This is a genomic window from Micromonospora sp. NPDC085948 (assembly GCF_040686315.1).
GTDB lineage: Bacteria > Actinomycetota > Actinomycetes > Mycobacteriales > Micromonosporaceae > Micromonospora.
On the sequence record NZ_JBFBJW010000003.1, the window covers coordinates 306,426 to 330,741 of the forward strand.

At 71.9% G+C, this 24,316-nt stretch carries 19 protein-coding genes; 10 read left to right on the top strand and 9 right to left on the bottom strand.

From position 1 onward, the window contains the following. The first annotated feature begins 40 nt into the window (after window positions 1-40). On the top strand, window positions 41-949 hold the full coding sequence (locus tag AB0O48_RS11095; RefSeq protein ID WP_357245614.1) for a hypothetical protein: 909 nt from the start codon (window positions 41-43) through the stop codon (window positions 947-949). Window positions 950-1,063: 114 nt separating this feature from the next. Here AB0O48_RS11095 and AB0O48_RS11100 read toward each other — a convergent pair whose 3' ends face one another. The 5 genes from AB0O48_RS11100 to AB0O48_RS11120 all read right to left on the bottom strand — a co-directional run bounded on the left by AB0O48_RS11100 (window position 1,064) and on the right by AB0O48_RS11120 (window position 7,044). Continuing rightward, window positions 1,064-2,011: an iron-siderophore ABC transporter substrate-binding protein gene (locus AB0O48_RS11100; RefSeq protein ID WP_357245616.1), complete on the bottom strand. Its 948-nt coding sequence runs from the start codon at window positions 2,009-2,011 to the stop codon at window positions 1,064-1,066. A gap of 61 nt (window positions 2,012-2,072) precedes the next feature. Then, entirely contained in the window at window positions 2,073-2,861 is a 789-nt protein-coding gene (locus tag AB0O48_RS11105) for an ABC transporter ATP-binding protein (protein ID WP_365064769.1), read from the bottom strand. A gap of 19 nt (window positions 2,862-2,880) precedes the next feature. Beyond that, on the bottom strand, window positions 2,881-3,978 hold the full coding sequence (locus AB0O48_RS11110; protein WP_357245622.1) for an iron ABC transporter permease: 1,098 nt from the start codon (window positions 3,976-3,978) through the stop codon (window positions 2,881-2,883). Next, on the bottom strand, window positions 3,975-5,021 hold the full coding sequence (locus tag AB0O48_RS11115; RefSeq protein ID WP_357245625.1) for an iron ABC transporter permease: 1,047 nt from the start codon (window positions 5,019-5,021) through the stop codon (window positions 3,975-3,977). Before AB0O48_RS11115 ends, AB0O48_RS11110 begins: the two co-directional genes overlap by 4 nt. Window positions 5,022-5,082: 61 nt before the next feature. Then, a complete protein-coding gene (locus tag AB0O48_RS11120) occupies window positions 5,083-7,044 on the bottom strand; it encodes a multicopper oxidase domain-containing protein (protein ID WP_365064774.1) in 1,962 nt (653 codons plus the stop codon). Window positions 7,045-7,174: 130 nt separating this feature from the next. On the opposite strand from AB0O48_RS11120, the gene AB0O48_RS11125 reads away from it, so the two are divergent. Next, complete coding sequence (locus AB0O48_RS11125) at window positions 7,175-7,534, top strand: YciI family protein (protein WP_357569927.1); 360 nt, start codon at window positions 7,175-7,177, stop codon at window positions 7,532-7,534. Between the two features lies 1 nt (window position 7,535). Here the strand turns inward: AB0O48_RS11125 and AB0O48_RS11130 are convergent, their stop codons facing one another. Next, entirely contained in the window at window positions 7,536-7,937 is a 402-nt protein-coding gene (locus AB0O48_RS11130) for a cytidine deaminase (RefSeq protein ID WP_357569928.1), read from the bottom strand. A gap of 88 nt (window positions 7,938-8,025) precedes the next feature. On the opposite strand from AB0O48_RS11130, the gene hrpA reads away from it, so the two are divergent. Then, window positions 8,026-12,099 (top strand): ATP-dependent RNA helicase HrpA, encoded by a 4,074-nt coding sequence (hrpA, locus tag AB0O48_RS11135; protein ID WP_365064779.1) that lies wholly within the window; start codon window positions 8,026-8,028, stop codon window positions 12,097-12,099. Between the two features lie 18 nt (window positions 12,100-12,117). Here hrpA and rfbB read toward each other — a convergent pair whose 3' ends face one another. Together rfbB and AB0O48_RS11145 are read right to left on the bottom strand one after the other, a co-directional pair. Beyond that, window positions 12,118-13,158 (bottom strand): dTDP-glucose 4,6-dehydratase, encoded by a 1,041-nt coding sequence (rfbB, locus tag AB0O48_RS11140; RefSeq protein WP_357569930.1) that lies wholly within the window; start codon window positions 13,156-13,158, stop codon window positions 12,118-12,120. 156 nt (window positions 13,159-13,314) lie between these two features. Then, window positions 13,315-14,244: a LysR family transcriptional regulator gene (locus AB0O48_RS11145; protein WP_357245640.1), complete on the bottom strand. Its 930-nt coding sequence runs from the start codon at window positions 14,242-14,244 to the stop codon at window positions 13,315-13,317. A gap of 35 nt (window positions 14,245-14,279) precedes the next feature. Here AB0O48_RS11145 and AB0O48_RS11150 point away from each other — a divergent pair, with 35 nt between their 5' ends. From AB0O48_RS11150 to AB0O48_RS11180, 7 genes are all read left to right on the top strand, one after another. Continuing rightward, a complete protein-coding gene (locus AB0O48_RS11150) occupies window positions 14,280-15,011 on the top strand; it encodes a succinate dehydrogenase cytochrome b subunit (RefSeq protein ID WP_357245643.1) in 732 nt (243 codons plus the stop codon). Window position 15,012: 1 nt separating this feature from the next. Beyond that, entirely contained in the window at window positions 15,013-16,950 is a 1,938-nt protein-coding gene (locus AB0O48_RS11155) for a fumarate reductase/succinate dehydrogenase flavoprotein subunit (protein ID WP_365064783.1), read from the top strand. Next, window positions 16,947-17,711, top strand: coding sequence for a succinate dehydrogenase/fumarate reductase iron-sulfur subunit (locus AB0O48_RS11160; RefSeq protein WP_365064786.1), 765 nt, complete (start codon window positions 16,947-16,949; stop codon window positions 17,709-17,711). Before AB0O48_RS11155 ends, AB0O48_RS11160 begins: the two co-directional genes overlap by 4 nt. A 529-nt stretch (window positions 17,712-18,240) precedes the next feature. After that, window positions 18,241-19,425: a zinc-dependent alcohol dehydrogenase gene (locus AB0O48_RS11165; protein WP_357245651.1), complete on the top strand. Its 1,185-nt coding sequence runs from the start codon at window positions 18,241-18,243 to the stop codon at window positions 19,423-19,425. After that, window positions 19,422-20,351 carry an SDR family NAD(P)-dependent oxidoreductase gene (locus AB0O48_RS11170; RefSeq protein ID WP_365064790.1) on the top strand — a complete coding sequence of 310 codons (930 nt, stop codon included), beginning with the start codon at window positions 19,422-19,424 and terminating at the stop codon, window positions 20,349-20,351. Before AB0O48_RS11165 ends, AB0O48_RS11170 begins: the two co-directional genes overlap by 4 nt. A 150-nt stretch (window positions 20,352-20,501) precedes the next feature. Continuing rightward, window positions 20,502-21,476 carry a serine hydrolase gene (locus AB0O48_RS11175; RefSeq protein ID WP_365064793.1) on the top strand — a complete coding sequence of 325 codons (975 nt, stop codon included), beginning with the start codon at window positions 20,502-20,504 and terminating at the stop codon, window positions 21,474-21,476. Window positions 21,477-21,599: 123 nt separating this feature from the next. Then, the gene (locus AB0O48_RS11180) at window positions 21,600-22,745 is read left to right on the top strand and encodes an MBL fold metallo-hydrolase (RefSeq protein WP_365064796.1); all 1,146 of its coding nucleotides are present in this window, start codon (window positions 21,600-21,602) and stop codon (window positions 22,743-22,745) included. 13 nt (window positions 22,746-22,758) lie between these two features. Here the strand turns inward: AB0O48_RS11180 and dgt are convergent, their stop codons facing one another. Next, a complete protein-coding gene (dgt, locus tag AB0O48_RS11185; protein ID WP_357245662.1) occupies window positions 22,759-24,270 on the bottom strand; it encodes a dGTP triphosphohydrolase in 1,512 nt (503 codons plus the stop codon). Window positions 24,271-24,316 lie beyond the last annotated feature (46 nt).

The following is a 24,316-nucleotide window of genomic DNA, read 5'->3' on the forward strand; positions in this document are numbered from 1 at the left end:
GGGCAGCGTGGCGGGCGGCTGATCGGCCAGCCTGGAGCGCATGCCGAAAGCTCCGCGACGCCCGCCGCAGTTGCGTGGTCGGGTCTTCCGCGGCTCGATCGCCGTCTCGCGCGGCCTGCTGAGCCGAAACGACTTACGCAGTTCCGCATGGAGACCACTGTTCCGGGACATCTACGCCGATGCCGGGGTCCGGGTCACGCACGGCATCAGGTGCGCCGCCGTCGATCGTTGGCTGATTCCGCCAGGAGCGGCCATCGCGGGCCGCTCCGCGGCGGCCCTGTACGGCTGCCCGGCACCCGCCGCGAGCGAGCCGGTGGACGTGCTGATTCCCCGGGCGACCCGGGTCGGGCCGACCGCCGGGCTTCGGATCCACCGCGGGGAGTTCGACCCCGGCGACGCGGTGGACAGGGCCGGACTCAGGGTGACAAGTCCGGAGCGCACCTGCTGGGATCTCGCCCGATGGCTCGACGTGGTCGAGGCGGTGGTACTCCTCGACGGCATGCTGGCCAGGCGGCTCACCGATGTGCCCGCCCTCCGCGAATACGCACTGAACCGGGCCGGTCGACGCGGCTGGCGGTCCCTGCTGCGTGCCGTCGATCTGGCGGACGCCGGCGCGGAGTCACCCCAGGAGTCGCGGACCCGCGTACGGCTGGTGCTCGCCGGCCTGCCCCGCCCTCAGACGCAGTGGGTCGTCGCCGAGCAGGGTCGGTTCGTGGCCCGACTCGACCTGGCCTGGCCCGAGTTCAAGGTGGCGGTGGAATATGACGGGCTCTGGCACGACGATCCCGAGCAGTTTCAGCGGGACCGCCGACGGCTGAACCGACTGCTCGGCAACGAGTGGATCGTGCTGCACGTCACCGCCAAACGCCTCCGGGACGACTTCGACGGATTCCTCGCCGAGGTCAGGGCCGCCCTACGAGCGCGATCCCGCGCCATCCGGTCGCGATGATCGTGCTCGAACATGGATGTAGTGGCTTCCCTGCGCAGGGAAGCCACTACATCCTGGATCGAGCGCGATCATGCGCGGGGCGGGGCGGGGCGGTGCGGGGCTCCGGGGGGCTTGTCAGGCGGCGGGGAGGTACTTGGCCAGGTCGTCGAGGATCTTGTTGGCGGCGCCGACGCCGATGCCGGTCATCCAGACCTCGTCGGAGACGGAGTACGCCTTGCCGGCCTTGACGGCGCTGAGGCCCTTCCAGAGGGTCCCGCCCGCGACCTTGGCCTGCTCGGCGGCGGCCTTGTCGCCGTACGCGGTCACGAAGATGACGTCACCGTCGACCTCGTTGACCCGCTCGGGGCTGACCAGGTCGAAGCGCTTGTCCTCCTTGTTGGCGAGCAACTGCCGCTCGGGGCGCCCGAGCCCGGTGTCACCCAGGACGATGCCGGAGAAGGAGTCCGGGCCGTACACCCGGATGTTGCCGGGCAGGAACCGCACGATCGACACCTTGCGGGCGGCGGCGTCGCCGAGGGTGGCGCCGAAGTCCTTGGCCCGCTTCTCGTAGGCGCCGAGCAGGTCCTTGGCCTGCTGCTCACGCCCGAGCGCCCGGCCGTCGAGGAGGAAGTTGTCCTTCCAGGTGATGCCCACCTTGTCGGTGAACACGGTCGGCGCGATGGCGGACAGTTCGTCGTAGAACTTCTCCTGGCGGAACTTGCTGCCGAGGATGAGGTCGGGCTTGAGTGCGTTGATCGCCTCCAGGTCGGGCTCGGCGAGCACCCCGACCGTCTTGATGCTGGCGAGCTTGTCCGCGCCGAAGTAGGTCGGCCAGCTCTTGGCCTCACCGGCCGTGGCGGCGCCGACGGGCGTGACGCCCAGCGAGAGCGCTGTGTCGATCTTGTCGGTGTCGAGCACGACGACACGCTTGGGCTCGGCCGGGACCTTTGTGGTGCCCATGGCGTGGGTGATCTCCCGGGTGTCCCCGGTGGTGGAGCCGGCGACCGGGTCGCTCTCACCGCAGGCGGTGAGACCGACGCCGAGGGCGACGGTCGCGGCGAGAGCGGCGACGAGACGACGCATCAGAGTCCTTTCGAGGGGTACGAGCCGACGAGCGGGATGGCCGCGTCGCCGGTGGGGCAGGTCAGGCGGAGTTGCCGCCGGTGTACGCGGGTACCACCAGCGGCGCGCCGGTGACCGGGCAGGGCACGACCACGCAGGCCAGCCCGAAGACGTCGCGGACCAGGTCGGCGGTGAGGATCTCCCGGGGCGGTCCGGCGGCCACCACGGCACCGTCGCGCATCGCGACCAGGTGGTCGGCGTAGCGGGCGGCCTGGTTCAGGTCGTGCAGCACGGCGACCACGGTGCGGCCCCGCTCGACGCGTAGCCGGTGCAGGAGGTCCAGCACCTCCACCTGGTGGGCCAGGTCGAGGAAGGTGGTCGGCTCGTCCAGCAGCAGGGCGTCGGTGTCCTGGGCGAGCGTCATGGCGATCCACACCCGCTGCCGCTGCCCGCCGGAGAGGCTGTCCACCGGACGGTGGGCCAGGTCGGTCACGTCGGCCAGGGTCATCGCCCGGTCGACGGCCGCGCCGTCCTCCGGCGACCACTGCCGCCACCACCGCTGGTAGGGCTGCCGGCCGCGCCCGACCAGGTCAGCCACGGTGACGCCCTCGGGCACCAGCGGGCTCTGCGGCAGGACGCCGAGGCGGCGGGCCACCTCCCGGGTGGGCAGCTCGCGGATCGCGGTGCCGTCCAGCAGGACCGTGCCCCGGCGCGGGCTGAGCAGCCGGGCCATGGTGCGCAACAGGGTGGACTTGCCGCACGCGTTCGGGCCGACGATCACGGTGAACGCGTCGGTGGGCAGATCCAGGTCGAGCCCGTCGAGCACGGTCCGCTCGTCGTAGCCGGCGACCAGGTCGCGGGTGGAGAGCATCACACGACTCCTTGAGGCGTCACGACGACCGCCGCCGTCCGCGCAGCAGCAGGAAGATCAGGTACGGGCCGCCGATCGCGGCGGTCAGCACACCGGCGGGCAGTTGGGTGGGTGCGAGCAGGCGTCGGCCGGCCAGGTCGGCCAGCACCAGCAGCAGCGCGCCGAGCAGCGCGGCGCAGACCAGCGGTGGCCGTTCGGCGCGGACCAGTCGACGGGCCACCTGGGGCGCGACAAGCGCGACGAAGTCGACCGCGCCGACCTGGGCGGTGACCATCGCGGCGACGAGGACGCCGGCGCCGGCCAGGCCGATCCGGCGGGCCACCGGGCGCAGCCCGACGCCGCGGGCGGTGTCGTCGTCCAGGGCGGTGCTGTTCAGCGCCCAACCGGCCCAGGCCAGCACCGGCAGCAGCACCAGCAGGGTGCCGGCGATCCAGGCGGCCTCGGTCCAGCCCTTGCCGGCCAGGGTGCCGATCAGCCAGATCTGCGCGCGCAACCCGTCGATCGGGTCGGCGGTGAGCATGACCACCTCGGTCAGTGCCCGGAAGGCGAACGCCACCGCCACGCCGGCGAGGACGAACCGCTGCGCGGCCAGCCCGTGCCGGGCGCCCAGGGCGAACAGCAGCACCGCCGCGAGCAGCCCGCCCACCAGCGCGGTGGGTGCCACCAGCACCGCCGCCATGCCGCTGGTCAGGGCCACCGTCGCGGCAAGACCGGCGCCCTGGGTGATGCCGATGACGTCCGGGCTGGCGAGCGGGTTGCGGGCCACGCTCTGGATCAGGGTGCCGGCGATGCCGAAGGCCGCGCCGGCCGTCGCCGCCAGCACGACCCGCGGCAACCGAAGATCAAAGACCACGAGGTCGTACGGGGTGCCGGCGCCGGAGAGGGCGCGCAACACGTCGGCCGGGGCGACGTACGGGGTGCCCAGGGAGAGGCTGAGCACGACGGCCAGCAGCAGCAGCACGGTCAGCACGGCGGCGACCAGCACCGCGCGACGGCGGATGACCAGGCTGACCGGGCCGAGCCGCAGCAGCGACCGTCCGGCCAGCCGGGCGTCGCCGTTGGTGGGTGACAGGCCGGCCGGGGCGGACGAACCCGCGGAGCGCTGGGTGGTGGTCACGCGGTCACCACCCGGGCGCGGCGGACCAGGACGGCCAGCAGCGGCGCGCCGATCAGCGCGGTGACGATCCCGGCCGGTATCTCGCCGGGTGGGGCGACGAGCCGGCCGACGACGTCGGCGCCGAGCAGCAGCGCCGGGCCGAGCAGGGCGGAGACGGCGAGGGTCCAGCGGTGGTCCGCGCCGACCAGGGCGCGGGCCAGGTGTGGCACGGCCAACCCGACGAAGGCGACCGGTCCGGCTGCCGCCACCGCCGCGCCGGTCAGCAGCACGGCGGCGAGACCACCGCCGAGGCGGACCAGGCCGATGCGGTGGCCGAGGCCGCGGGCCACGTCGTCGCCGAGGGCCAGCGCGTCCAGACCTCGGGCCACCAGGGCGGCAAGCACCAGCCCGGCGAGGACGAAGGGCAGCACCTGCGCGGCGACCGAGAGGTCGCGGCCGGCCAGCCCGCCGACCACCCAGAACCGGTACTCCTCGAAGGTGCGGGCGTCGATGCTGAGCAGCGCGTACACCCCGGAGGCCAGGCTGGCGTCGAGGGCCGCGCCGACGAGCGCGAGGGTGACCGGGCTGGCGCCCTCGCGGGCGCGGGTGGCGATGGCGAAGACCAGCAGGCCGGCGATCAGCGCCCCGGCGATGCCGAACCAGACGTACCCGGCGAGCGTGCTGACGCCGAAGACGGAGATGGCGAGCACCACACCGAACGACGCGCCCGCGCTGATGCCGAGGATGCGCGGCTCGGCCAGCGGGTTGCGGGTGAGCGCCTGGAACAACACGCCGGCCACGGCGAGGGCGAGACCGACGGTGAGGCCGAGCGCGGTACGCGGCATCCGCAACTCGCGCACGATGGTGCTGGCCTCGCCGCCGTCCGGTGCGACGAGAGCGTGCCAGACCTGGTCGACGCCGAGGTCCCGACTGCCGAGCGCGAAGCTGGCCAGCACGGCGAGCAGCAGCACCAGCGCGGAGCCGACGGTGACGGCCACCCGGCGGCCGGTGCGGGTGCCGGACCGGCCGCGGACCTGGGTCGGCCGGCTGGCGAGCGCGGTCACGAATCTCCCTGCACGATCGGGCTTAGGTTCGCCTAACCTTAGCCGACCTGCGGAAAGTGACCTAACCGGCGTCGGTCGATGCCGTCGAGGGCTCCTCCGGTACGCCCGGCGCGCCACCGTCGCCGGTCTCCGCGCCGCCGCGCGGCAGTACGGTCAGCGGCCGCATCATCTCGTTGTCCTCGTGCTCCAAGAGGTGACAGTGCCAGGCATAGCGGCCCGGCAGGTCGAAGTGCGCCTTGATCCGGGTCACCTCCCACGGGTACGCGAGCACCGTGTCCATCCGCCCCCGGTGTCCCGGGCCGGGCCGCGCCCGGCCGGACTGCCCCTGGCCCAGCAACTCGAACTGGACCTGGTGCAGGTGGACCGGGTGCACGTGGCGGGTGAAGTTGCGCACCTCCCACACCTCGGTCGTGCCGAGGGTGGGCTGTTCGGTCACCGGGTCGCTCCAGCGCAGCGGCAGACCACGGCCACGCTCGTCGAGGACGCCGAGGAGCATGGCCATCGAGCCGTCGGACGTCCGCTCGTTGAGCGACAGCCGGCGGACCCGTTGGACCGTTCCGAGCCGCGGTTGCCCCGGCAGCCGCAGCTGCTCCGGCGGCACGCTCGGGTCCACCTCGGCCGTATCGGTGACCACGAAGCGCAGCACCTGCCCGGTGGTCCGCGGGTCGGCCGGCGCGAAGTCCACACCCGGCCGGCCGCCGCCGTACATCCCGTCGGGTCCCTCGTTGACGAGGTACAGCTCGGTGCCGGCCGGCACGTCGGTGAAGTCGACGATCGCGTCGACCCGCTGGGCGGGGCCGAGCGCCACGCGCTCGTGCGGCACCGGCTCGGGCAGGAAGCCGCCGTCGCTGCCGATCTGCCAGACCGGGAGCACTGGACGGGCCGGCCGCGCGGTGGCGTTGGCGGCCACGCTGAGCAGCAGGAACCGGCTGTTGCAGGCGTTCAGCAACCGGAACCGGTAACGCCGGCGCCGCACCGTGAGCGTGGGCCAGGTACGACCGTTGACCACCATGGTGGAGGCGGAGAACCCGGGCACCCAGGTCGGCGGCCCGTCGCCGCCGCCGGAGTATCGCCGCGGGTAGCGCAGCTCGCCGTCGGCGGTGAAACTGCGGTCCTGGATCATCAGCGGGATGTCGTGGTGTGCGGTGTGCGGCGCGTCGGCGCGGGCCGGCGCCGGGCCGGGCAGCACCCCGTCCGGCAGGTCGTCCCCACCGCCGCCGAGCAGGTAGAACCCGGCCGGCCCGGCGTAGACGTTCGCCCGGGTGAGCCCAAGCGTGTGGTCGTGGTACCAGAGGGTGCAGGGCCGCTGGTCGTTGGCGTACTCGAAGGTGGCCGAACCCGGCGCCCAGCGCAGGCCGGAGCGTTCGGCGAAGCGGGACCGGAACTCGCGGTACGCGCCGCCGGCCACGGCGAAGTCGGGCGGTAGGTCGCGGGCCACCGGCAGGTACCACGCCTCGGAGTGCCCGTCGCTCTCCTGCGTGCTGTGCCCACCGTGCAGGTGCACCACCTGCGGCACCGGCCCGCGGTATCCCTGCGGGCTGCCGTCCGAGTGCCCGTGTCGGTCGCGGCCCTCGACGCCACCGGCCGGGTTGGCCCAGTGCAGGGTGGGGTCCACCGGCAGCAGGTGCGGCAGGTAGTCGCCCCGGCCGTCGACGAGCTGGTTGACCCAGGTCACCCGCACCGGGCGGCCGACCCGCGCCACGATGCTCGGGGCGGGGTAGCCGAAGCTGTCGGGATGGGCGGTGGAGCCGTAACCCCACACGGTGGTGCGCGGCCACGACGGCGGCAGGATCTGCTGGCGGAACTGTCGCACCGCGATCTCGTACGTGTCGCGCTCCGGGTCGGTCGCCACCGCTGGCATGGCCGGCGGGATCCGCAGCGGTGTGACGTACTTCGGGATGTCACGGGCGTCCAGCGTCGCCAGCGCGGTGGCCGCCCGGCCGGACGTCGTCCAACCCGCCGGACCCAGCAGCGCGGCGCTGCCGGCGGCACCAGCCGCGAACAGCCGTCGTCTGGTGACCATGGCGCACCTCCACGTGTTCGCGACCCGGACAGAAGAAGAATGGGTTTCGCGGAGTGCCACCGGATGGGCAGAAGGCGGATCAGACCCATAAGAGGGACAAACCGCACCAGTCGCGTCCTAGGGTGTGGGCATGCGATTCGACCAGCACACGGTCGTCCTGCTCCTCCGACCGGCGGACCCGCCGGAGTTGCCGCAGGACGCGATCGACCGGTTGCAGGACGCGCATCTGGCCCACCAGGCGGGGCTGGTCGAGCAGGGGTTGGTGCTCGCGACCGGGCCGTTCCTGCACCCCGACGATGACCTGCTGCGGGGTTTCGTCGTGCTCTCCATCGCCCCGGACGAGGCGCGTGACCTCTACGCCAACGATCCGGCGGTGCGGGCCGGACGCCTGGTCGCGCAGGTGGCGAGCTGGCTGGTGCCGGAGGGCAACGTGCGGTTCGAGGGCGTGCCGATCCCCCGGTCGATGCTGGAGGCGGCGGCGGGCGACTGACTCAGCCGGCCAACGAACCGATCTCGACCACCCGCAGCGCGTCCAGCTCTCCGGTGATCACGCGCAGCGCCGGAAAGTAGTCGGCCAGCACCTGCCGGCAGTCGCCGCACGGCTCGCTGACGGCGCGGCCCCGGTCGGCGACCGTGACGATTGTCTCCAACTCGGTGACTCCCTGCGTGGCGGCCGTGCCGATCACCACGAGTTCGGCGCAGGACCCACCGGTGGCGTGTTGGACGTTCACGCCGGTGAAGACCCTCCCGTCGGCGGTCCGGGCGGCCGACGCGACGGTGTGGTGCTGGCTGCGGCAGCGCAGCTTGGCGACCGCGGTGGCGGCCTGCACCAACGCGCGGTCGGTGTCCCGCAGCTCCATCTCGGCCCCCAGCGCTCGACGTCGAGCGCCCACTCTAGGTGCCACCCCCGGACGTCGACGGACCGGCCGCGCGGTAACCCAGGGGCGGTACGCCGTCGGGCTGCCTATCCTTGGGCACGACATGCAGAATCCAATCGCCTCCGTCGCGACCGACCCGGTTCGCGAGCTGCACCGCCGCCTGCTCCCTCTGATGTTCCGCGACCAGCGCCGGCTCCAGCGGCGGCTGGACGGTGCCCGCAAGCTGCGCGACCCGCAGCGCCGGGAGGCGGCGCTCGCCGAGATCACCGCCGACCTGGTCCGGGCCGAACAGCGGCTCGCCACCCGCCAGGCCGCGGTGCCGGTGATCACGTACCCGGCGGGGTTGCCGGTCAGTGAGCGCAAGGACGACATCGCCGCCGCCATCCGCGACCACCAGGTGGTGATCGTCGCGGGTGAGACCGGCTCCGGCAAGACCACCCAGTTGCCCAAGATCTGCCTGGAGTTGGGGCGCGGGGTGCACGGCCTGATCGGGCACACCCAGCCCCGGCGGTTGGCGGCCCGGACGGTGGCCGACCGGATCGCCGAGGAACTGGGCACCGAGCTGGGTGACGTGGTCGGCTACAAGGTGCGCTTCAGCGACCAGGTCAGCGAGCGCAGCCTGGTCAAGCTGATGACCGACGGCATCCTGCTGGCCGAGTTGCAGACCGACCGGATGCTGCGCCAGTACGACACATTGATCATCGACGAGGCGCACGAGCGCAGCCTCAACATCGACTTCATCCTCGGGTACCTGCGGGAGCTGCTGCCCCGCCGACCCGACCTCAAGGTGATCATCACCTCGGCGACCATCGAGACCGACCGGTTCGCCCGGCACTTCGCCGGGCCACCGACGGCCGACGAACCGGAGGGCGTGCCCGCACCGGTGGTCGAGGTCTCCGGGCGCACCTACCCGGTGGAGGTGCGCTACCGGCCGCTGCTCGAACTGGCCGAGGGCGAGGAGGACGGCGACGGCGACGAGGAGAACGTCCGCGACCAGATCCAGGCCATCGGCGACGCCGTCGAGGAACTGGCCGGCGAGGGTCCCGGCGACATCCTGGTCTTCCTCAGCGGCGAACGCGAGATCCGGGACACCGCAGACGCGCTCGCCAAACTGGTGCAGACCAAGCGCTCCCTGCTCGGCACCGAGATCCTGCCGCTGTACGCGCGGCTCTCCAGCGCCGAGCAGCACCGCGTCTTCGCCGCGCACACCTCGCGTCGGGTGGTGCTCGCCACGAACGTCGCGGAGACCTCGCTGACCGTGCCCGGCATCAAGTACGTGGTGGACCCGGGCACCGCCCGGATCTCCCGCTACTCCAGCCGGCTCAAGGTGCAGCGGCTGCCGATCGAGCCGGTGTCCCAGGCGTCGGCCAACCAGCGCAAGGGTCGCTGTGGGCGTACCTCGGACGGCATCTGCATCCGCCTCTACGACGAGCAGGACTTCCTCTCCCGGCCCGAGTTCACCGACCCGGAGATCCTGCGCACCAACCTGGCATCGGTCATCCTCCAGATGACCGCGATCGGGCTCGGCGACCTGGCCGCGTTCCCGTTCATCGACCCGCCGGACAAGCGCAACATCACCGACGGCGTCAACCTGCTGCACGAGCTGGGCGCGTTGGACCCGACCGAGGCCGACCCGGCGAAGCGGCTCACCGCGCTGGGCCGTCGCCTGGCCCAGTTGCCCGTCGACCCGCGGCTGGCCCGGATGGTGGTCGAGGGCGAACGCAACGGCTGCGCCACCGAGGTGCTGGTGATCGCCGCCGCGCTCTCCATCCAGGACCCGCGCGAGCGGCCGGCGGAGAAGCAGGCCCAGGCCGACCAGGCGCACGCCCGGTTCGCCGACAAGGAGTCGGACTTCGTCGCCTACCTCAACCTGTGGCGTTACCTGCGGGAGCAGCAGCGGGAGCTGTCCTCCAGCGCGTTCCGCCGGATGTGCAAGGCGGAATACCTCAACTACCTGCGGATCCGCGAGTGGCAGGACATCGTCGGCCAGTTGCGTCAGGTGTTGCGTACCCCGCCGCAGGAGGGTGATCGGCGCGGCGGGCGACCGGCGCGCGACACCGCCGACGGCGCGGACGCCGGCCGGGGGGAGAGCCGGCGCGGCGGCGCGGACCTGCCGGAGGAGATCGACACCCCGAAGGTGCACCAGTCGCTGCTGCCCGGCCTGCTGTCCCACGTCGGGCTCAAGGACGCCCAGAAACACGAGTACCTGGGGGCGCGGGGCGCGAAGTTCGGGATCTTCCCCGGGTCGGCGCTGTTCAAGAAGCCGCCACGGTGGGTGATGGCCGCCGAGCTGGTGGAGACCTCCCGGCTGTGGGGCCGCATCGCCGGCCGGGTCGAGCCGGAGTGGGTCGAGCCGCTGGCGCAGCACCTGGTCAAGCGCAGCTACAGCGAGCCGCACTGGGAGAAGAAGCAGGCCGCGGTGATGGCCTACGAGAAGGTCACCCTGTACGGAGTCCCGCTCGTCACCTCCCGCAAGGTCAACTTCGGTCGGATCGACCCGGTGCTGAGCCGCGAGCTGTTCATCAGGCACGCCCTCGTCGAGGGCGACTGGCAGACCCACCACCAGTTCTGGGCGGACAACAAGCGGCTGCTCGCCGAGATCGAGGAGTTGGAGAGCCGGGCGAGACGCCGGGACATCCTGGTCGACGACGAGACCATCTTCGGCTTCTACGACCAGCGGATCCCCGCCGACGTGTCCTCCGGCCGGCACTTCGACAGCTGGTGGAAGAAGACCCGCCGGGAGCAGCCCGACCTGCTCACCTTCACCCGCGACGTGCTGGTCAACGACGGCCGGCCGGGGGTGGACGAGGACGACTACCCGGACGAGTGGCAGGCCGACGGGGTGCGCCTGCCGCTGACGTACCGGTTCGAGCCGGGCACGCCGGACGACGGCGTCACCGTGGACATCCCGCTTCCCCTGCTCAACCAGGTGCCGGCGGAGAGCTTCGACTGGCAGGTGCCGGGGCTGCGCGAGGAGACGGTGATCGCGCTGATCCGATCGCTGCCCAAGGCGATCCGCCGCAACTTCGTGCCGGTGCCGGACTACGCCCGCGCCGCCCTGGCGGCGATCACCCCCGGCGAGACGTCGCTGCTGGACGCGCTCACCCGTGAGCTGCGCCGGATGACCGGGGTCACCGTGCCCCGCGACGCGTGGGAGCCGGACAAGCTCCCCGCCCACCTCCGGGTGACCTTCCGGGTGCTCGGCGACGACGACAAACCGGTCGCCGAGGGCAAGGACCTGCCGGCCCTGCAACGTCAACTCCGCCAGGAGGTACGCCAGGTGGTGGCGGCCGCCGCGCCGGAGATCGCCCGTACCGGGCTGCGGGAGTGGAGCCTGGGCGCCCTGCCGAGGACCATCGAGCAGGTGCGCGCCGGATACGCGGTGACCGCGTACCCGGCGCTCGTCGACGAGGGCGCCACGGTCGGGGTGAAGGTGTTCGACTCCCCCGCCGAGGCGGAGGCGGCGCACTGGGCCGGCACCCGCCGGCTGCTGCGGCTCACCGTGCCCTCCCCGGCCCGGTTCCTACAGGGTCGGCTCAGCAACGAGGCGAAGCTGGCGCTCAGTCGCAACCCGCACGGCGGCGTGCAGGAGCTGATCGAGGACGCGGCCGGCGCGGCGATCGACCGGCTGATCGGCGACGCCGGCGGACCGGCCTGGGACGCCGAGGGGTTCGCGGCGCTGCGCGAGAAGGTCCGGGCCGACCTGGTCGACACCGTGGTCGAGGTGATGGACCGGGCCCGCCGGGTGCTCGCCGCCGCGTACGCCGTGGAACAGCGGCTCGGCGCGACCCGCAACCTCGCCGTGGTGGCCGCGCTCGCCGACATCCGCAAGCAGCTCGCCGGTCTGGTGCACGCCGGGTTCATCACCGAGGCCGGATACGCCCGGCTGCCCGACCTGTTGCGCTACCTCACCGCCATCGAGCGTCGACTGGACCGCCTCGGCGGCAACCCGCAGCGCGACCGCCAGCAGCAGGACCGCGTCGCGGTGGTGCAGAAGGAGTACGACGACCTGCTCGCCGCGCTGCCGCCGGCCCGCCGACAGGCGACCGCCGTGCGGCAGATCCGCTGGATGATCGAGGAGTTGCGGGTGAACGTCTTCGCCCAGGCGCTGGGTACCCCGTACCCCGTCTCGGAACAGCGGATCTACCGCGCGATGGACGACGCCGAGGGCCGCTGACACCGGCGGCCGCTGCGGTCAGCGCGCCTGGATGGAGAGCCCGCGGGCGCCCGCGGCGGTCCGCACGGTGCTGGTCAGCGCCGTGCCACGCGGGGGTGCGGCGGCGGCCGACCACCAGGCCCGGTTCTCCCGGTACCAGTGGAAGACCTCGCTCAGCCCGTCCTCGAACCGGATCTGCGGCTCGAAGCCGAGCTCGTCGGTGATCTTGCGGTAGTCCAGCGAGTAGCGCTGGTCCTGCACCTTGCGGTCGGGCACGTGCCGGACCCGTTCCCAGCCGGCGCCGGCCAGCCGCAGGATCCGCTCGGCGAGGGCACGGTTGGTGAGTTCGAGGTCGCCACCGATGTTGTAGACCTCGCCGGCCCGGCCCTTGGCCAGCACCAGCGCGATGGCCCGGCAGTGGTCGTCCACGTGCAGCCACTCGCGCACCGCGCTGCCGTCGCCGTGCAGGGTGATGTCCTGACCGGTGAGCAGGCTGGTGACGAATCGCGGGATGACCTTCTCCACGTGCTGGTACGGGCCGTAGTTGTTGGCGCAGCGGGTGATCGACACGTCCACGTCGTAGGTGCGCCAGTAGGACCGGACCACGCAGTCGCTCGCGGCCTTCGACGCCGCGTACGGGGAGTTGGGCTCCAGCACGCAGGTCTCGTTCCAGGAACCGGCGCTGATCGAGCCGTACACCTCGTCGGTGGAGACGTGCACGACCCGGCCGACGCCTCCGCGTGCGCACGCGGCAAGCAGGTGGTGCGAACCCATCACGTTGGTCTCGAAGAACGGCGCCGGGTCGTCGATGGATCGGTCGACGTGGGATTCGGCGGCGAAGTGCACCACGGCGTCATGCCCCGGCACCACGTCGGCGAGCAACTGGCGGTCGCAGATGTCCCCGCGGACGAACGTCAGGCGGGGGTGCGCGGCCGGCAGGTTGGCCCGGTCACTGGCGTAGGTCAGCTTGTCGAGGACGGTCACGTCGCAGTGCTCGAACCCGGTGTAGCGCCCGCCGAGCAGACTCCGCGCGAAGTGCGATCCGATGAAGCCAGCACCGCCGGTAACCAGGATCCTCATGGATGGCCTCCCTGCCGGCGAGAAAGGCCGTCGGCGCGCTGAGACGAATGGGGCTTTTGCCCGCAAGGAACCACCTTAGGGGACCAGTGTCGGCACCATCGCTGATATCTACGCCTTAAGCATTATTTAACCCATCGGGTCGATTACCGGACCCGATCAAAGCGGATCCACGCCCGGCGGGAGGTCGTCACCGTCGATCGCCGACTGGATGTAGTCGAGCAGGATCCGCCGGAGCTCCCGGCCGGCGTGGGTCGGCACGACGTCGCGACGCCGGGCGACCGCGATCGTCCGCCGCACCCCGGGCGGGGCCAGCGGAGTGGCCCGCACGGCCGGGCGACGCGCCAGCACGATGCCCGGCACCAACGCGATGCCGAGTCCCGCCTCGACGAAGCTCAGCACCGCGTCCATCTCCCCGCCGTCCACCGCGAAGGTCGGTTCGAAGCCCGCGTCGCGGCACGCCTGGATGGTGGCGTCGCGCAGGTCGTACCCCTCCCGGAACATCACCATCGGCTGGTCGCGCAGGTCGGTGATGTGCAGGTCGCCGGTCACCGAGGCGGTCGGCACCTCCCCCACCGAGGCCACCACCAGGCTCTCCCGCAGGATCGGGTCGACGCGCAGGCCCGGGTCGGCGCCCTGGGCCGGCATGATGATCAGCGCCAGGTCGAGGTCGCCGCGCAGCAGGTCGCGGACGAGGTCCTGGGAGCCACTCTCCTCGACGCGCAGGTCGATGGTGGGGTGGGCGTCGCGGAACCGGCGCAGCACCGGCGGGGCGAGTGAGGTGGCCAGGCTCGGGGTGGCCCCGAGCCGGACGCGGCCCCGGCGCAGCCCGACCAGCTCCTGCACCTCCCGGGTGGCGGTCTCCACGTCGGCGAGGATCCGGGTGGCCAGTGGCAGCAGCACCTCGCCCGCCGCGGTGAGGGCGATGTTGCCCCTTACCCGCTCGAACAACGGTGCCCCGAGGTCGGCCTCCAGAGCGTGAATTTGCTTACTGAGAGAAGGCTGAGTGATGCCCACGAGGTCGGCGGCTTGGGTGAAATGTCGTACTTCGGCCACCGCGACGAAGTACCGGAGCTGATGGAGCTGCATCTACATAGCCTACGGCTATCAACACTGCGAGTTTGATGCATTGGACGACTGATCGAAGTGCTCCTAGCGTCGGTCCTGTGGTAATCACGAAAACTCGGTCGCCCATCCGCTCGAACGTCGGCCTCAAGGCCGTCATGGCGGTGACGGGCATCCTGCTGGCGCTGTTCCTCATCGCGCACATGTTCGGAAACCTGAAGGTGTTCACGGGGGAGACCTCGTTCGACCACTACGCGCACTGGCTGCGCGACATCGGCAAGCCGCTGCTGCCCGGCGTCTGGTTCCTGTGGATCCTGCGCACCGTGCTGGTGCTGGCGGTCGTCGCCCACATCGTGGCCGCCACCGTGCTGGCCCGGCGCGCCCGCGCGGCCCGCCCGGTCAGGTACGCCCACCGCAAGAAGGTCAACGGCAGCTACGCCGCCCGCACCATGCGCTGGGGTGGCGTGATCATCCTGCTCTTCGTGATCTACCACCTGCTGGACCTGACCACCGGCACGCTGAACCCGGTCGGCGACGCCAGCAAGCCGTACGGCAACGTCGTCGCCGACTTCGCGCCCGAGCGCTGGTACGTCACGCTCTTCTACACCCTCGCCATCCTCGCGGTCGGCTTCCACCTGCGCCACGGCGCGTTCAGCGCGTTCCGCAGCCTCGGCCAGCAGACACCGCGCGGCGAGCGCCGGGCGCGTACCGCCGCGCTGGTCTTCGCCGTGCTGCTCTGCGCCGGATACCTGGTGGTCCCGTTCGCCGTACTCACCGGATTGGTGTCCTGACATGGAACTCTTCACCGAGGGCGACCCGATCGCCGACACCAGGGCTCCCGCCGGCCCGGTCGAGAAGCGTTGGGAGACCCGGCGCTTCGAGGCCAAGCTGGTCAACCCCGCCAACCGCCGCAAGATGACCGTGATCGTGGTCGGCACCGGCCTGGCCGGCGGCTCCGCCGCCGCGACCCTGGCCGAGCAGGGCTACCACGTCAAGTCCTACTGCTACCAGGACAGCCCGCGCCGGGCGCACTCTATCGCGGCACAGGGCGGCATCAACGCGGCGAAGAACTACCGCAACGACGGCGACTCCGTGCACCGGCTGTTCTACGACACCGTCAAGGGCGGCGACTTCCGCTCCCGCGAGTCGAACGTGCACCGGCTCGCCGAGGTGTCGGTCAACATCATCGACCAGTGCGTCGCCCAGGGGGTGCCGTTCGCCCGCGAGTACGGCGGTCTGCTCGACACCCGCTCCTTCGGTGGCGCCCAGGTGCAGCGCACCTTCTACGCCCGGGGCCAGACGGGCCAGCAGCTCCTGCTCGGCGCGTACCAGGCCCTGGAGCGGCAGATCGGCCTCGGCAACGTCGAGATGAACGCCCGGCACGAGATGCTGGAACTGGTCCTCGTCGACGGCAAGGCCCGCGGCATCGTGGTCCGGGACCTGGTCACCGGCGAGATCAGCACCGAGATGGCCGACGCCGTGGTGCTCGCCTCCGGCGGGTACGGCAACGTCTTCTACCTCTCCACCAACGCCAAGGGCTGCAACGTCACCGCCACCTGGCGCGCGCACCGCAAGGGCGCGTACTTCGCCAACCCCTGCTACACGCAGATCCACCCGACCTGCATCCCGGTCTCCGGCGACCACCAGTCGAAGCTGACCCTGATGAGCGAGTCGCTGCGCAACGACGGCCGGGTCTGGGTGCCGAAGACCAAGGGTGACGACCGCAGCCCGAAGGACATCCCGGAGGACGAGCGGGACTACTACCTGGAGCGGATCTACCCCTCCTTCGGCAACCTGGTCCCCCGCGACATCGCCTCCCGCGCCGCCAAGAACGTCTGCGACGAGGGCCGGGGTGTCGGCCCGACGAAGCTCGGCGTCTACCTCGACTTCGCCGACGCCATCGGCCGGCTGGGCCGCAAGGCCATCGAGGCCAAGTACGGCAACCTCTTCGAGATGTACGAGCGGATCACCGGCGAGGACCCGTACGAGGTGCCGATGCGCATCTACCCCGCCGTGCACTACACGATGGGCGGCCTGTGGGTCGACTACGACCTCCAGTCGAACATCCCCGGCCTGTTCGTGATCGGCGAGGCGAACTTCTCCGACCACGGCGCGAACCGACTCGGCGCCTCGGCGCTGATGCAGGGCCTCGCCGACGGCTACTTCGTGCTGCCCACCACGATCGCCAACTACCTGGCGTCGGGCGGCCTGGAGAAGGTCGACGCCAGCCACCCGGCGGCCGTCGAGGCGCGTACCGACGTCGAGAACCGCGTCCAGCGGCTGCTCGCGGTCGACGGCGACCGGACCGTGGACTCGTTCCACCGGGAGCTGGGCCAGATCATGTGGGAACACTGCGGCATGGAGCGCAGCGAGGCCGGTCTGCGCAAGGCGATCGACGAGATCCGTGCCCTGCGCGAGCAGTTCTGGCAGCGCGTCAAGGTGTCCGGCACCGGCGAGGAACTCAACCAGTCGCTGGAGAAGGCCGGCCGCGTCGCCGACTTCTTCGAACTGGCCGAGCTGATGTGCATCGACGCCCTGCACCGCGAGGAGTCCTGCGGCGGCCACTTCCGGGCCGAGCACCAGACCCCCGACGGTGAGGCGCAGCGCGACGACGACCGGTTCGCGTACGTGGCGGCCTGGGAGTTCACCGCCACCGGTGAGCCCTCCGTGCTGCACAAGGAAGACCTGAAGTTCGAATACGTCCACCCCACGCAGCGGAGCTACAAGTGAACCTGACCCTGCGCATCTGGCGCCAGAAGGGCCCTGAGGACAAGGGTCGGATGGTGACCTACCCGGTCGACGACGTGTCCCCGGACATGTCGTTCCTGGAGATGCTCGACGTGCTCAACGATCGGCTCATCCTCGCCGGCGAGGACCCGGTCGCCTTCGACCACGACTGCCGCGAGGGCATCTGCGGCATGTGCGGCCTGATGATCAACGGTGACGCGCACGGGCCGCAGCGCGGCACGACCGCCTGCCAGCTGCACATGCGACAGTTCACCGACGGCGAGACGATCGACATCGAGCCGTGGCGGGCCAGCGCCTTCCCGGTGATCAAGGACCTGGTGGTCAACCGGGGCGCCTTCGACAAGATCATCGCCGCCGGCGGTTACATCACCGCCCCGACCGGCAGCGCGCCCGAGGCGCACTCCACCCCGGTCGCCAAGGCCAACGCGGACGCCGCCTTCGAGTCGGCGGCCTGCATCGGCTGCGGCGCGTGCGTGGCGGCCTGCCCGAACGGCTCCGGCATGCTCTTCACCGCCGCCAAGCTCACCCAGCTCTCGCTGCTGCCGCAGGGCCAGCCGGAGCGCTACACCCGGGTCATCGGCATGGTCGACGCGCACGACGAGGCCGGCTTCGGCGGCTGCACCAACGCCGGCGAGTGCACCCCGGCCTGCCCGAAGGGCATTCCGCTGAACACCATCGGCCGCCTCAACCGCGACTACCTCACGGCCACCGCCAAGGGCGCCGGCAACACCCCCGGTTCCTGACCGTCCGCCGCACCGACCGCCGTATCCCGCTCTCCCAGGGGGTACGGCGGTTTGGCGTTTGTCCTCCCGGCGGCATCGCCCCCGAACTGCTTGATCCACTCGGACTTCTTGAAGTCGGGCTGTCATCGCACCTCGGATACCGCGACTTCAAGGAACACGAGTCGATCAACCCGAGATCGGCCCGCGGCAGCTCCTCGAGAGCACGATCAATGGAGCAAGACGGGCATATCGACGCGTGATGGTCGGCAAACCGACCGGCGTACCCGAGCCCGACGGACAGCGGCCACCCACGGGGCTGGGGGCGACCGTTCCCGGCGGAGGGATCAAGCCTGACCGCCCGGAGCCGGGGACGGTCGCCCCCAGCCCCCCTACCGCAACCACCGACCGAGACGCCGCCCTCCAGCCCTCGACCGCAACCACCGAGACACAGCCCGAGTCGACAACAACCCGGACGTCGGAGGCGCGCTGGTTCAAGTGCCCGAGCCCGGGTAGCAGTCTTCGGAGACGGTAGTGAGAAGGGATGAGGGACATGAAGGCACTGACCTGGCAGGGCAAGCGGGACGTACGGGTCGAGGAGGTGCCGGACCCTCGGATCGAGGAGCCCACCGACGCGATCGTCAAGATCACTTCGACCGCGATCTGCGGCTCCGACCTGCACCTGTACGAGGTTCTCGGGCCGTACCTGAAGCCCGGTGACGTCCTGGGCCACGAACCGATGGGTATCGTCCAGGAGGTCGGGTCCGAGGTGACCGGGCTGAAGCCGGGCGACCGGGTGGTGGTGCCGTTCAACATCTCCTGCGGGAGTTGCTGGATGTGCCAACGCCAGCTCTACGCCCAGTGCGAGACCACCCAGGTGACCAGCGAGGGCAAGGGCGCCTCGCTGTTCGGTTACACCTCGCTCTACGGTTCGGTGCCCGGTGGGCAGGCCGAGTACCTGCGCGTCCCGCAGGCCCACTTCGGCCCGATCGTCGTCCCGCCGACCGGCGCCGACGAGCGCTACCTCTACCTGTCCGACATCCTGCCCACCGCGTGGCAGGCGGTGAAGTACGCGGACACCCCGCCCGGTGGCACCCTGGCCGTCTTCGGGTTGGGTCCGGTCGGGCAGTTCTGCGCCCGGATCGGCCGCCACCTCGGCGCCGGCCGGGTGATCGGGCTGGACCTGGTGCCCGAGCGGCTGGAGCTGGCCCGTCGGCACGGCATCGAGGTGCTCGACGTCCGTGAACTGTCCGACGTGCCGGGCGCGCTCATCGACCTGGTCGACGGACGCGGCCCGGACGCGGTGATCGACGCCGTCGGCATGGAGGCACACGGCTCGCCGGGCGGCAAGCTGGCCCACGCCGCCGTCGGGCTGCTGCCGGACAAGCTGGCCCAGGTGATGACCGACAAGGCCGCCATGGACCGGCTGTCCGTCCTGCACGCCGCGCTCAAGGCGGTCCGCCGCGGCGGCACCGTGTCGATCTCCGGGGTCTACGGCGGTGAGGTGGATCCGATGCCGCTGATGGAGATGTTCGACCGGGGCATCCAACTGCGGATGGGGCAGTGCCACGTGCGCCGGTGGACCGACGAGATCCTGCCGCTGCTCGCCGGTGACGACGACCCGCTGGGCGTGGAGGACCTGCGTACCCACCGGGTGCCGCTGGCCCGCGCGCCGCAGGCGTACGAGATGTTCCAGAAGAAGGAGGACGGCTGCATCAAGGTCGTGCTCGAACCGTGAGTCGGGTGGTGGTGGTCGTCGGCGCGAGCAGCGGGATCGGCCGGGCGACAGCCCGGGCGTTCGCCGAGCGCGGCGACCGCCTCGTCCTCGCCGCCCGGGCCACCACCACCCTGGCCGAGGTACGCGCGGAGTGCGCCGACGTCGACGTGCTGACCGTGCCGACCGACGTCACCGAGCCGGGCGCGTTGGAGGCGCTCGCGGACGCGGCCGTCGACCGGTTCGGCCGGATCGACGTCTGGGTGCACACGGCGGCCGTGATGGCGTACGGGCGCTTCGACGAGTTGCCCGAGCAGGTCTTCGACCAGGTGGTACGGACCGACCTGCTCGGCGCCGCCGGCTCGGTACGGGTGGCGGTGCGGCACTTCCGGGCCGCCGGGGCCGGCGTGGTCATCCTCACCGGTTCGGTGCTCGGGCACATCACCGCGCCGTACATGAGCGCGTACGTGGCGAGCAAGTGGGGTTTGCAGGGTCTGGTCCGCACGGTGCAGCAGGAACTACGCGACAGTCCGGAGATCCAGCTGTGTCTGATCAACCCGGGCAGTGTGGACACACCCGTCTACCAGCAGGCGGCCAACTATCTGGGCCGGGTCGGCCGGCCCCCACCGCCGGTCACCAGCCCGCAACGGGTGGCCCGCGCCATCGTGGACTGTGGGGACCGGCCGCGCCGCGAGGTCTCGGTGGGCCGGCTCAACGTGGTGCTGCGAGCCGGGTTCACCGTGCTGCCGGGCGTCTACGACGTCCTGGTGGGGCCGCTGATGCGGCTGTACGGCCTGAGTGGACGGCCGGTGGCCGCGACCGACGGTAGCGTCTTCGTCGCGAACCCGGCCGGCGAGTCGGTGCGCGGTGGTCACCTGCCCGACCTGCGGCAACTCGTGTCCGGGCCGGTGAGCGCGGTCGGTGCCGCGCTGCGCCGACGCCTCGGCTGATCTGTTCGGGACTGTTCGGGACAGTTTGGAGTCGTTGTGCGTCGATCAACTCGCCTAGGGTGGTGGGCCAGCAAGCGCTCTGGCGCTCCACTATGGGGGAGACGATCGACCATGCGACTCAATCGCAGAACGGCACTCGGCTTGGGAACGATGGCTACCGCCGGGACGGTGTTGGGCGCCGCGTCGCCCGCGAGCGCCGCGACTCCGGCGAGCACCAACGAGGCCACACCGACCACGCCCGCCCGGGCCGCCCGGCGGATCGCCTCCGTGTTCACCAGGCACAGCACCGAGGTCGGTGGCAACTGGCAGGCGTACATCAGCGTCGCCGACCCGGCCGGCGCGCCGGTGGTCGCGGTGACGGCCGACGCCGACCGGCGGATCGAGGCGTACAGCGTCAACAAGATCGCGGTTGCCACCGCGGTGCTCGACAAGGTCGACCGGGGGCTGCTCACCCTGGACCAGCAGGTCGAGGTGACCGCGGCGATCGTCGTGCCCGGCGGTGACGGCATCTTCAGCCTGGACGGCGCGTACCCCAGCAAGGTGACCATCGGGCACGTGCTGGCCAACCTGCTGACCGTCTCGGACGACACCGCGGTGCGACTGTGCGGGCTGGTCGCCCCGGCCGCCGAGATCAATTCCATCCTGGTCGCCAAGGGCTTCCCGAACACCCAGGTCGAGCCGGTGGCCAACCCGAACCGGTTCTTCCTCGGCACCAGCACCCCCCGGGAGACGCACGACCTGCTGCGCGCCCTGGTCGGCGGCACGCTGCTCTCCCACGCCTCGACGACGTACCTGCTGGGCATCCTGCGTTCCCCGGTGGCGTTCACCGACGGCATCCGGCGCACGATGTCCTCCGACGAGCGGGCGCGGATCGCCACGAAGGCCGGCTGGTACGGCGACGCCCGGCACGAGGCCGGCGTGATCTTCGACGGCTCCGGCGCGGCGGTGCTCACCTACGCGCTCTTCGCCGACGGGCAGGCCGACCCGGACAACTTCGGCGCCACCCACCCGGCGGTGCAGGCCCGCGCCGCCATGGGTCCCAAGTTCCTGGCCGCGGTGGACCGGATCGCGGGCGTCGGCAAGACGTTCCGGATCACCGCCCGCCGTCCCAGCAACGGCGGCTAGGGTACCCACCGCACCGTTCCGGGTCGGTCGCCGCTGCCGGCGGCCGGCCCGGCGTGGCGACCGCCGAGGCACGCTCCGGCGCGGGTGACTACCGTGTAGGGCGGACACGGCGGAGGGACGGCAATGGCACGAGTGCGGAGCACGGACGTCGAACGGTCGCTCGGTCGGCGAATGCGGGGCGCGGCGGGACTGGCCGCGCTGGCCGGCCTGGCCTGGGTCGCCCGGGATGTGCCGGCGGCCCTCGGTGGCCGGCTCAGCGGAGCCCGGGCCGAACGGGCGGCCCGCTCGCCCCAGTTCCGCGAGGGCACCTTCCACAACCGGGCCGGCACCCGCACGATGGTCACCGAGCCGGGGCGCAACCTGCTCCGCGAGTTGATCTTCGGCAAGCAGAAGCGGCGACCCACCGCGCCGGTGCCGCTGCTGCGCCCCACCGGCGGGCCGGAGGCCGCCGACACCGCCGACGAGCTCAACATCGTCTGGTACGGCCACGCCTCGACGCTCATCGAGATCGAGGGCCGGCGGGTGCTGCTCGACCCCATCTGGAGCGACCGCTGCTCACCGTCGGGCCTGGTCGGTCCGCGCCGGCTGCACGAGCCGCCGGTGGGCATCGACGAGTTGCCCCCGCTGGACGCCATCCTCATCTCGCACGACCACTACGACCACCTCGACATGGCCACCGTGCGAGCGCTGCTCGCCGGGCAGTCCGCGCCGTTCTTGGTGCCGCTCGGCGTGGGCGCGCACCTGGACCGCTGGGGCGTACCCGCCGAGCGGATCATCGAACTGGACTGGTCCGAGTCGCACCACGTCGCCGGGCTGGAGATCACCGCCACCGCCGCCCAGCACTTCTCCGGTCGAGGGTTGCGCCGCGACGGCACGCTCTGGAGCTCCTGGGTGGTGGCCGGGGCGCGCCGCACGGTCTTCTACACCGGCGACTCCGGCTACTTCGAGGGGTACGCGGAGATCGGTGCCGAGCACGGCCCGTTCGACGTGACGCTGATGCAGATCGGCGCGTACGACAGCGCCTGGCCGACGATCCACATGTTCCCCGAGGAGGCCGTCGCCGCCCACATCGACCTGCGCGGTGGCCTGCTCGTGCCGGTGCACTGGGCGACGTTCAACCTGGCCCTGCACGACTGGTCCGAGCCGGTCGACCGGTTGTGGGCCGAGGCGAAGGCCCGCGACGTGCGGCTCGCCGTGCCCCGCCCGGGTGAGCGGGTCGTGGTCGACGAGCCGCCCGCCGTCGACGGGTGGTGGCAGGCCGTCGCCTGAGCGGGCAGGCCGCTCAGAGCACGAACGCGTCGGTCCAGAGCGCACCCGAGCGGCCGGAGAGCGCGTCCAGCATGGCCACCGCCTGACCGTCGGTGAGCTGCGCGACGAAATCCACGATGGCTCGGCCCCGGGCCCGTCCGATCCGGTCCGGGGTACGCGGGTGCAGCTCCGCCTCGGCCAACTCGACCAGGTCGTGCAGCCGGCGGGGCAACCGGGACTCCTCCTCCGGGTCGAGCAGCCACTCCCAGAGCGCCTCGACCAGGGTGCCCAGCAGCCGGGCCTGGCCGCGCTGGTGCAGGGCGAGATCCGGGCGGGCCAGCACGAACCGGTGGTGGACGAACTTGAGCACCTGCACCTCGTGCCACTGCGCGCAGCCCAGCAGCACGTACCCGGAGCGCACCGACGGCTGGTCGGTCACCGTGATCGCCTCGACGAAGCGGGTGGACCAGCGGGCGGAGAACCGCGCCACGTACTGCTCGGCCTCGATCGAGCCGTCGAACGGCATCGCCAGCAGCCCGTCGACCAGCTCCTCGCGGACGTGCTCGACGGCGGCGGCGAAGGCGTCGTCGTCGGCGATCCAGGCGTCCTTGCGGTGCAACTGCCGACGGAGCCGCTCGATCGCCGCACCGGGTCGTCGCGCCGCGGTGGCCAGCGCCGAGTCGGTGATCGCCCGGAGCTGCCCGCTCTCGCGCTGCCAGGCCATCAGCTCCGCGGAGACCGACCCCTGCTGGAGCACGCCGACCCGGTAGAAGTCCTCCACGTCGTGGATGGCGTACGCGATGTCGTCGGCGGTGTCCATCACCGACGCCTCCACGGTCTGCTGCCAGTCCGGGATGCGCCCGGCGAACGGCTCCCGCGCCTGCCGCAGGTCGTCCAGCTCGGTGCGGTACGCGCCGAACTTCGACGAGCCGCTCTCCGGGTCGTCCGGCGGCGGGGTGGCGCCACGCGGCGGCGGGTCCATCGTGCGGGGGTGCGGGTCGGGGTGGTCCAGGCGCGTCCACGGGTACTTCAACATCGCGGCGCGGACCGCCGCGGTCAGGTCCAAGCCGGTGGTGGCGGCGCCGCGGATCTCGGTGCTGGTGACGATCCGGTACGACTGGGCGTTGCCCTCGAACCCGTCGGTGAGGCCGAGGCGCTGACGGGCCAGCCGGTCCAGCACCCGCTCCCCCAGGTGCCCGAACGGCGGGTGGCCGAGGTCGTGGGCGAGCGCGGCGGCCTCCACCACGTCGGGTGAGCAGCCACCAAGCTTGTCCAGCAGGTCACGCGTGTGCTCGTCGGCCGTCAGCCGCTCGGCGATCGACCGGCCCACCTGGGCGACCTTCAGGCTGTGGGTGAGCCGGTTGTGCACCAGCAGCCCGGAACCGACCGGGCTGATGACCTGGGTGACGCCGCCGAGGCGGGCGAAGAACGGCGAGCCCACGATCCGGTCCCGGTCGGCGCGGAACGGGTCGGCGGCGAGATCGCCGAGGGCGCGGGCGCTGCCGCCGAAGAGCCGACGGGCGCGCGGCTCCGCAGGTGTTTCCATGATCGCAACGCTAGCGCAGGCCCGAGGGGGCCGTCCGGGGGTCGCC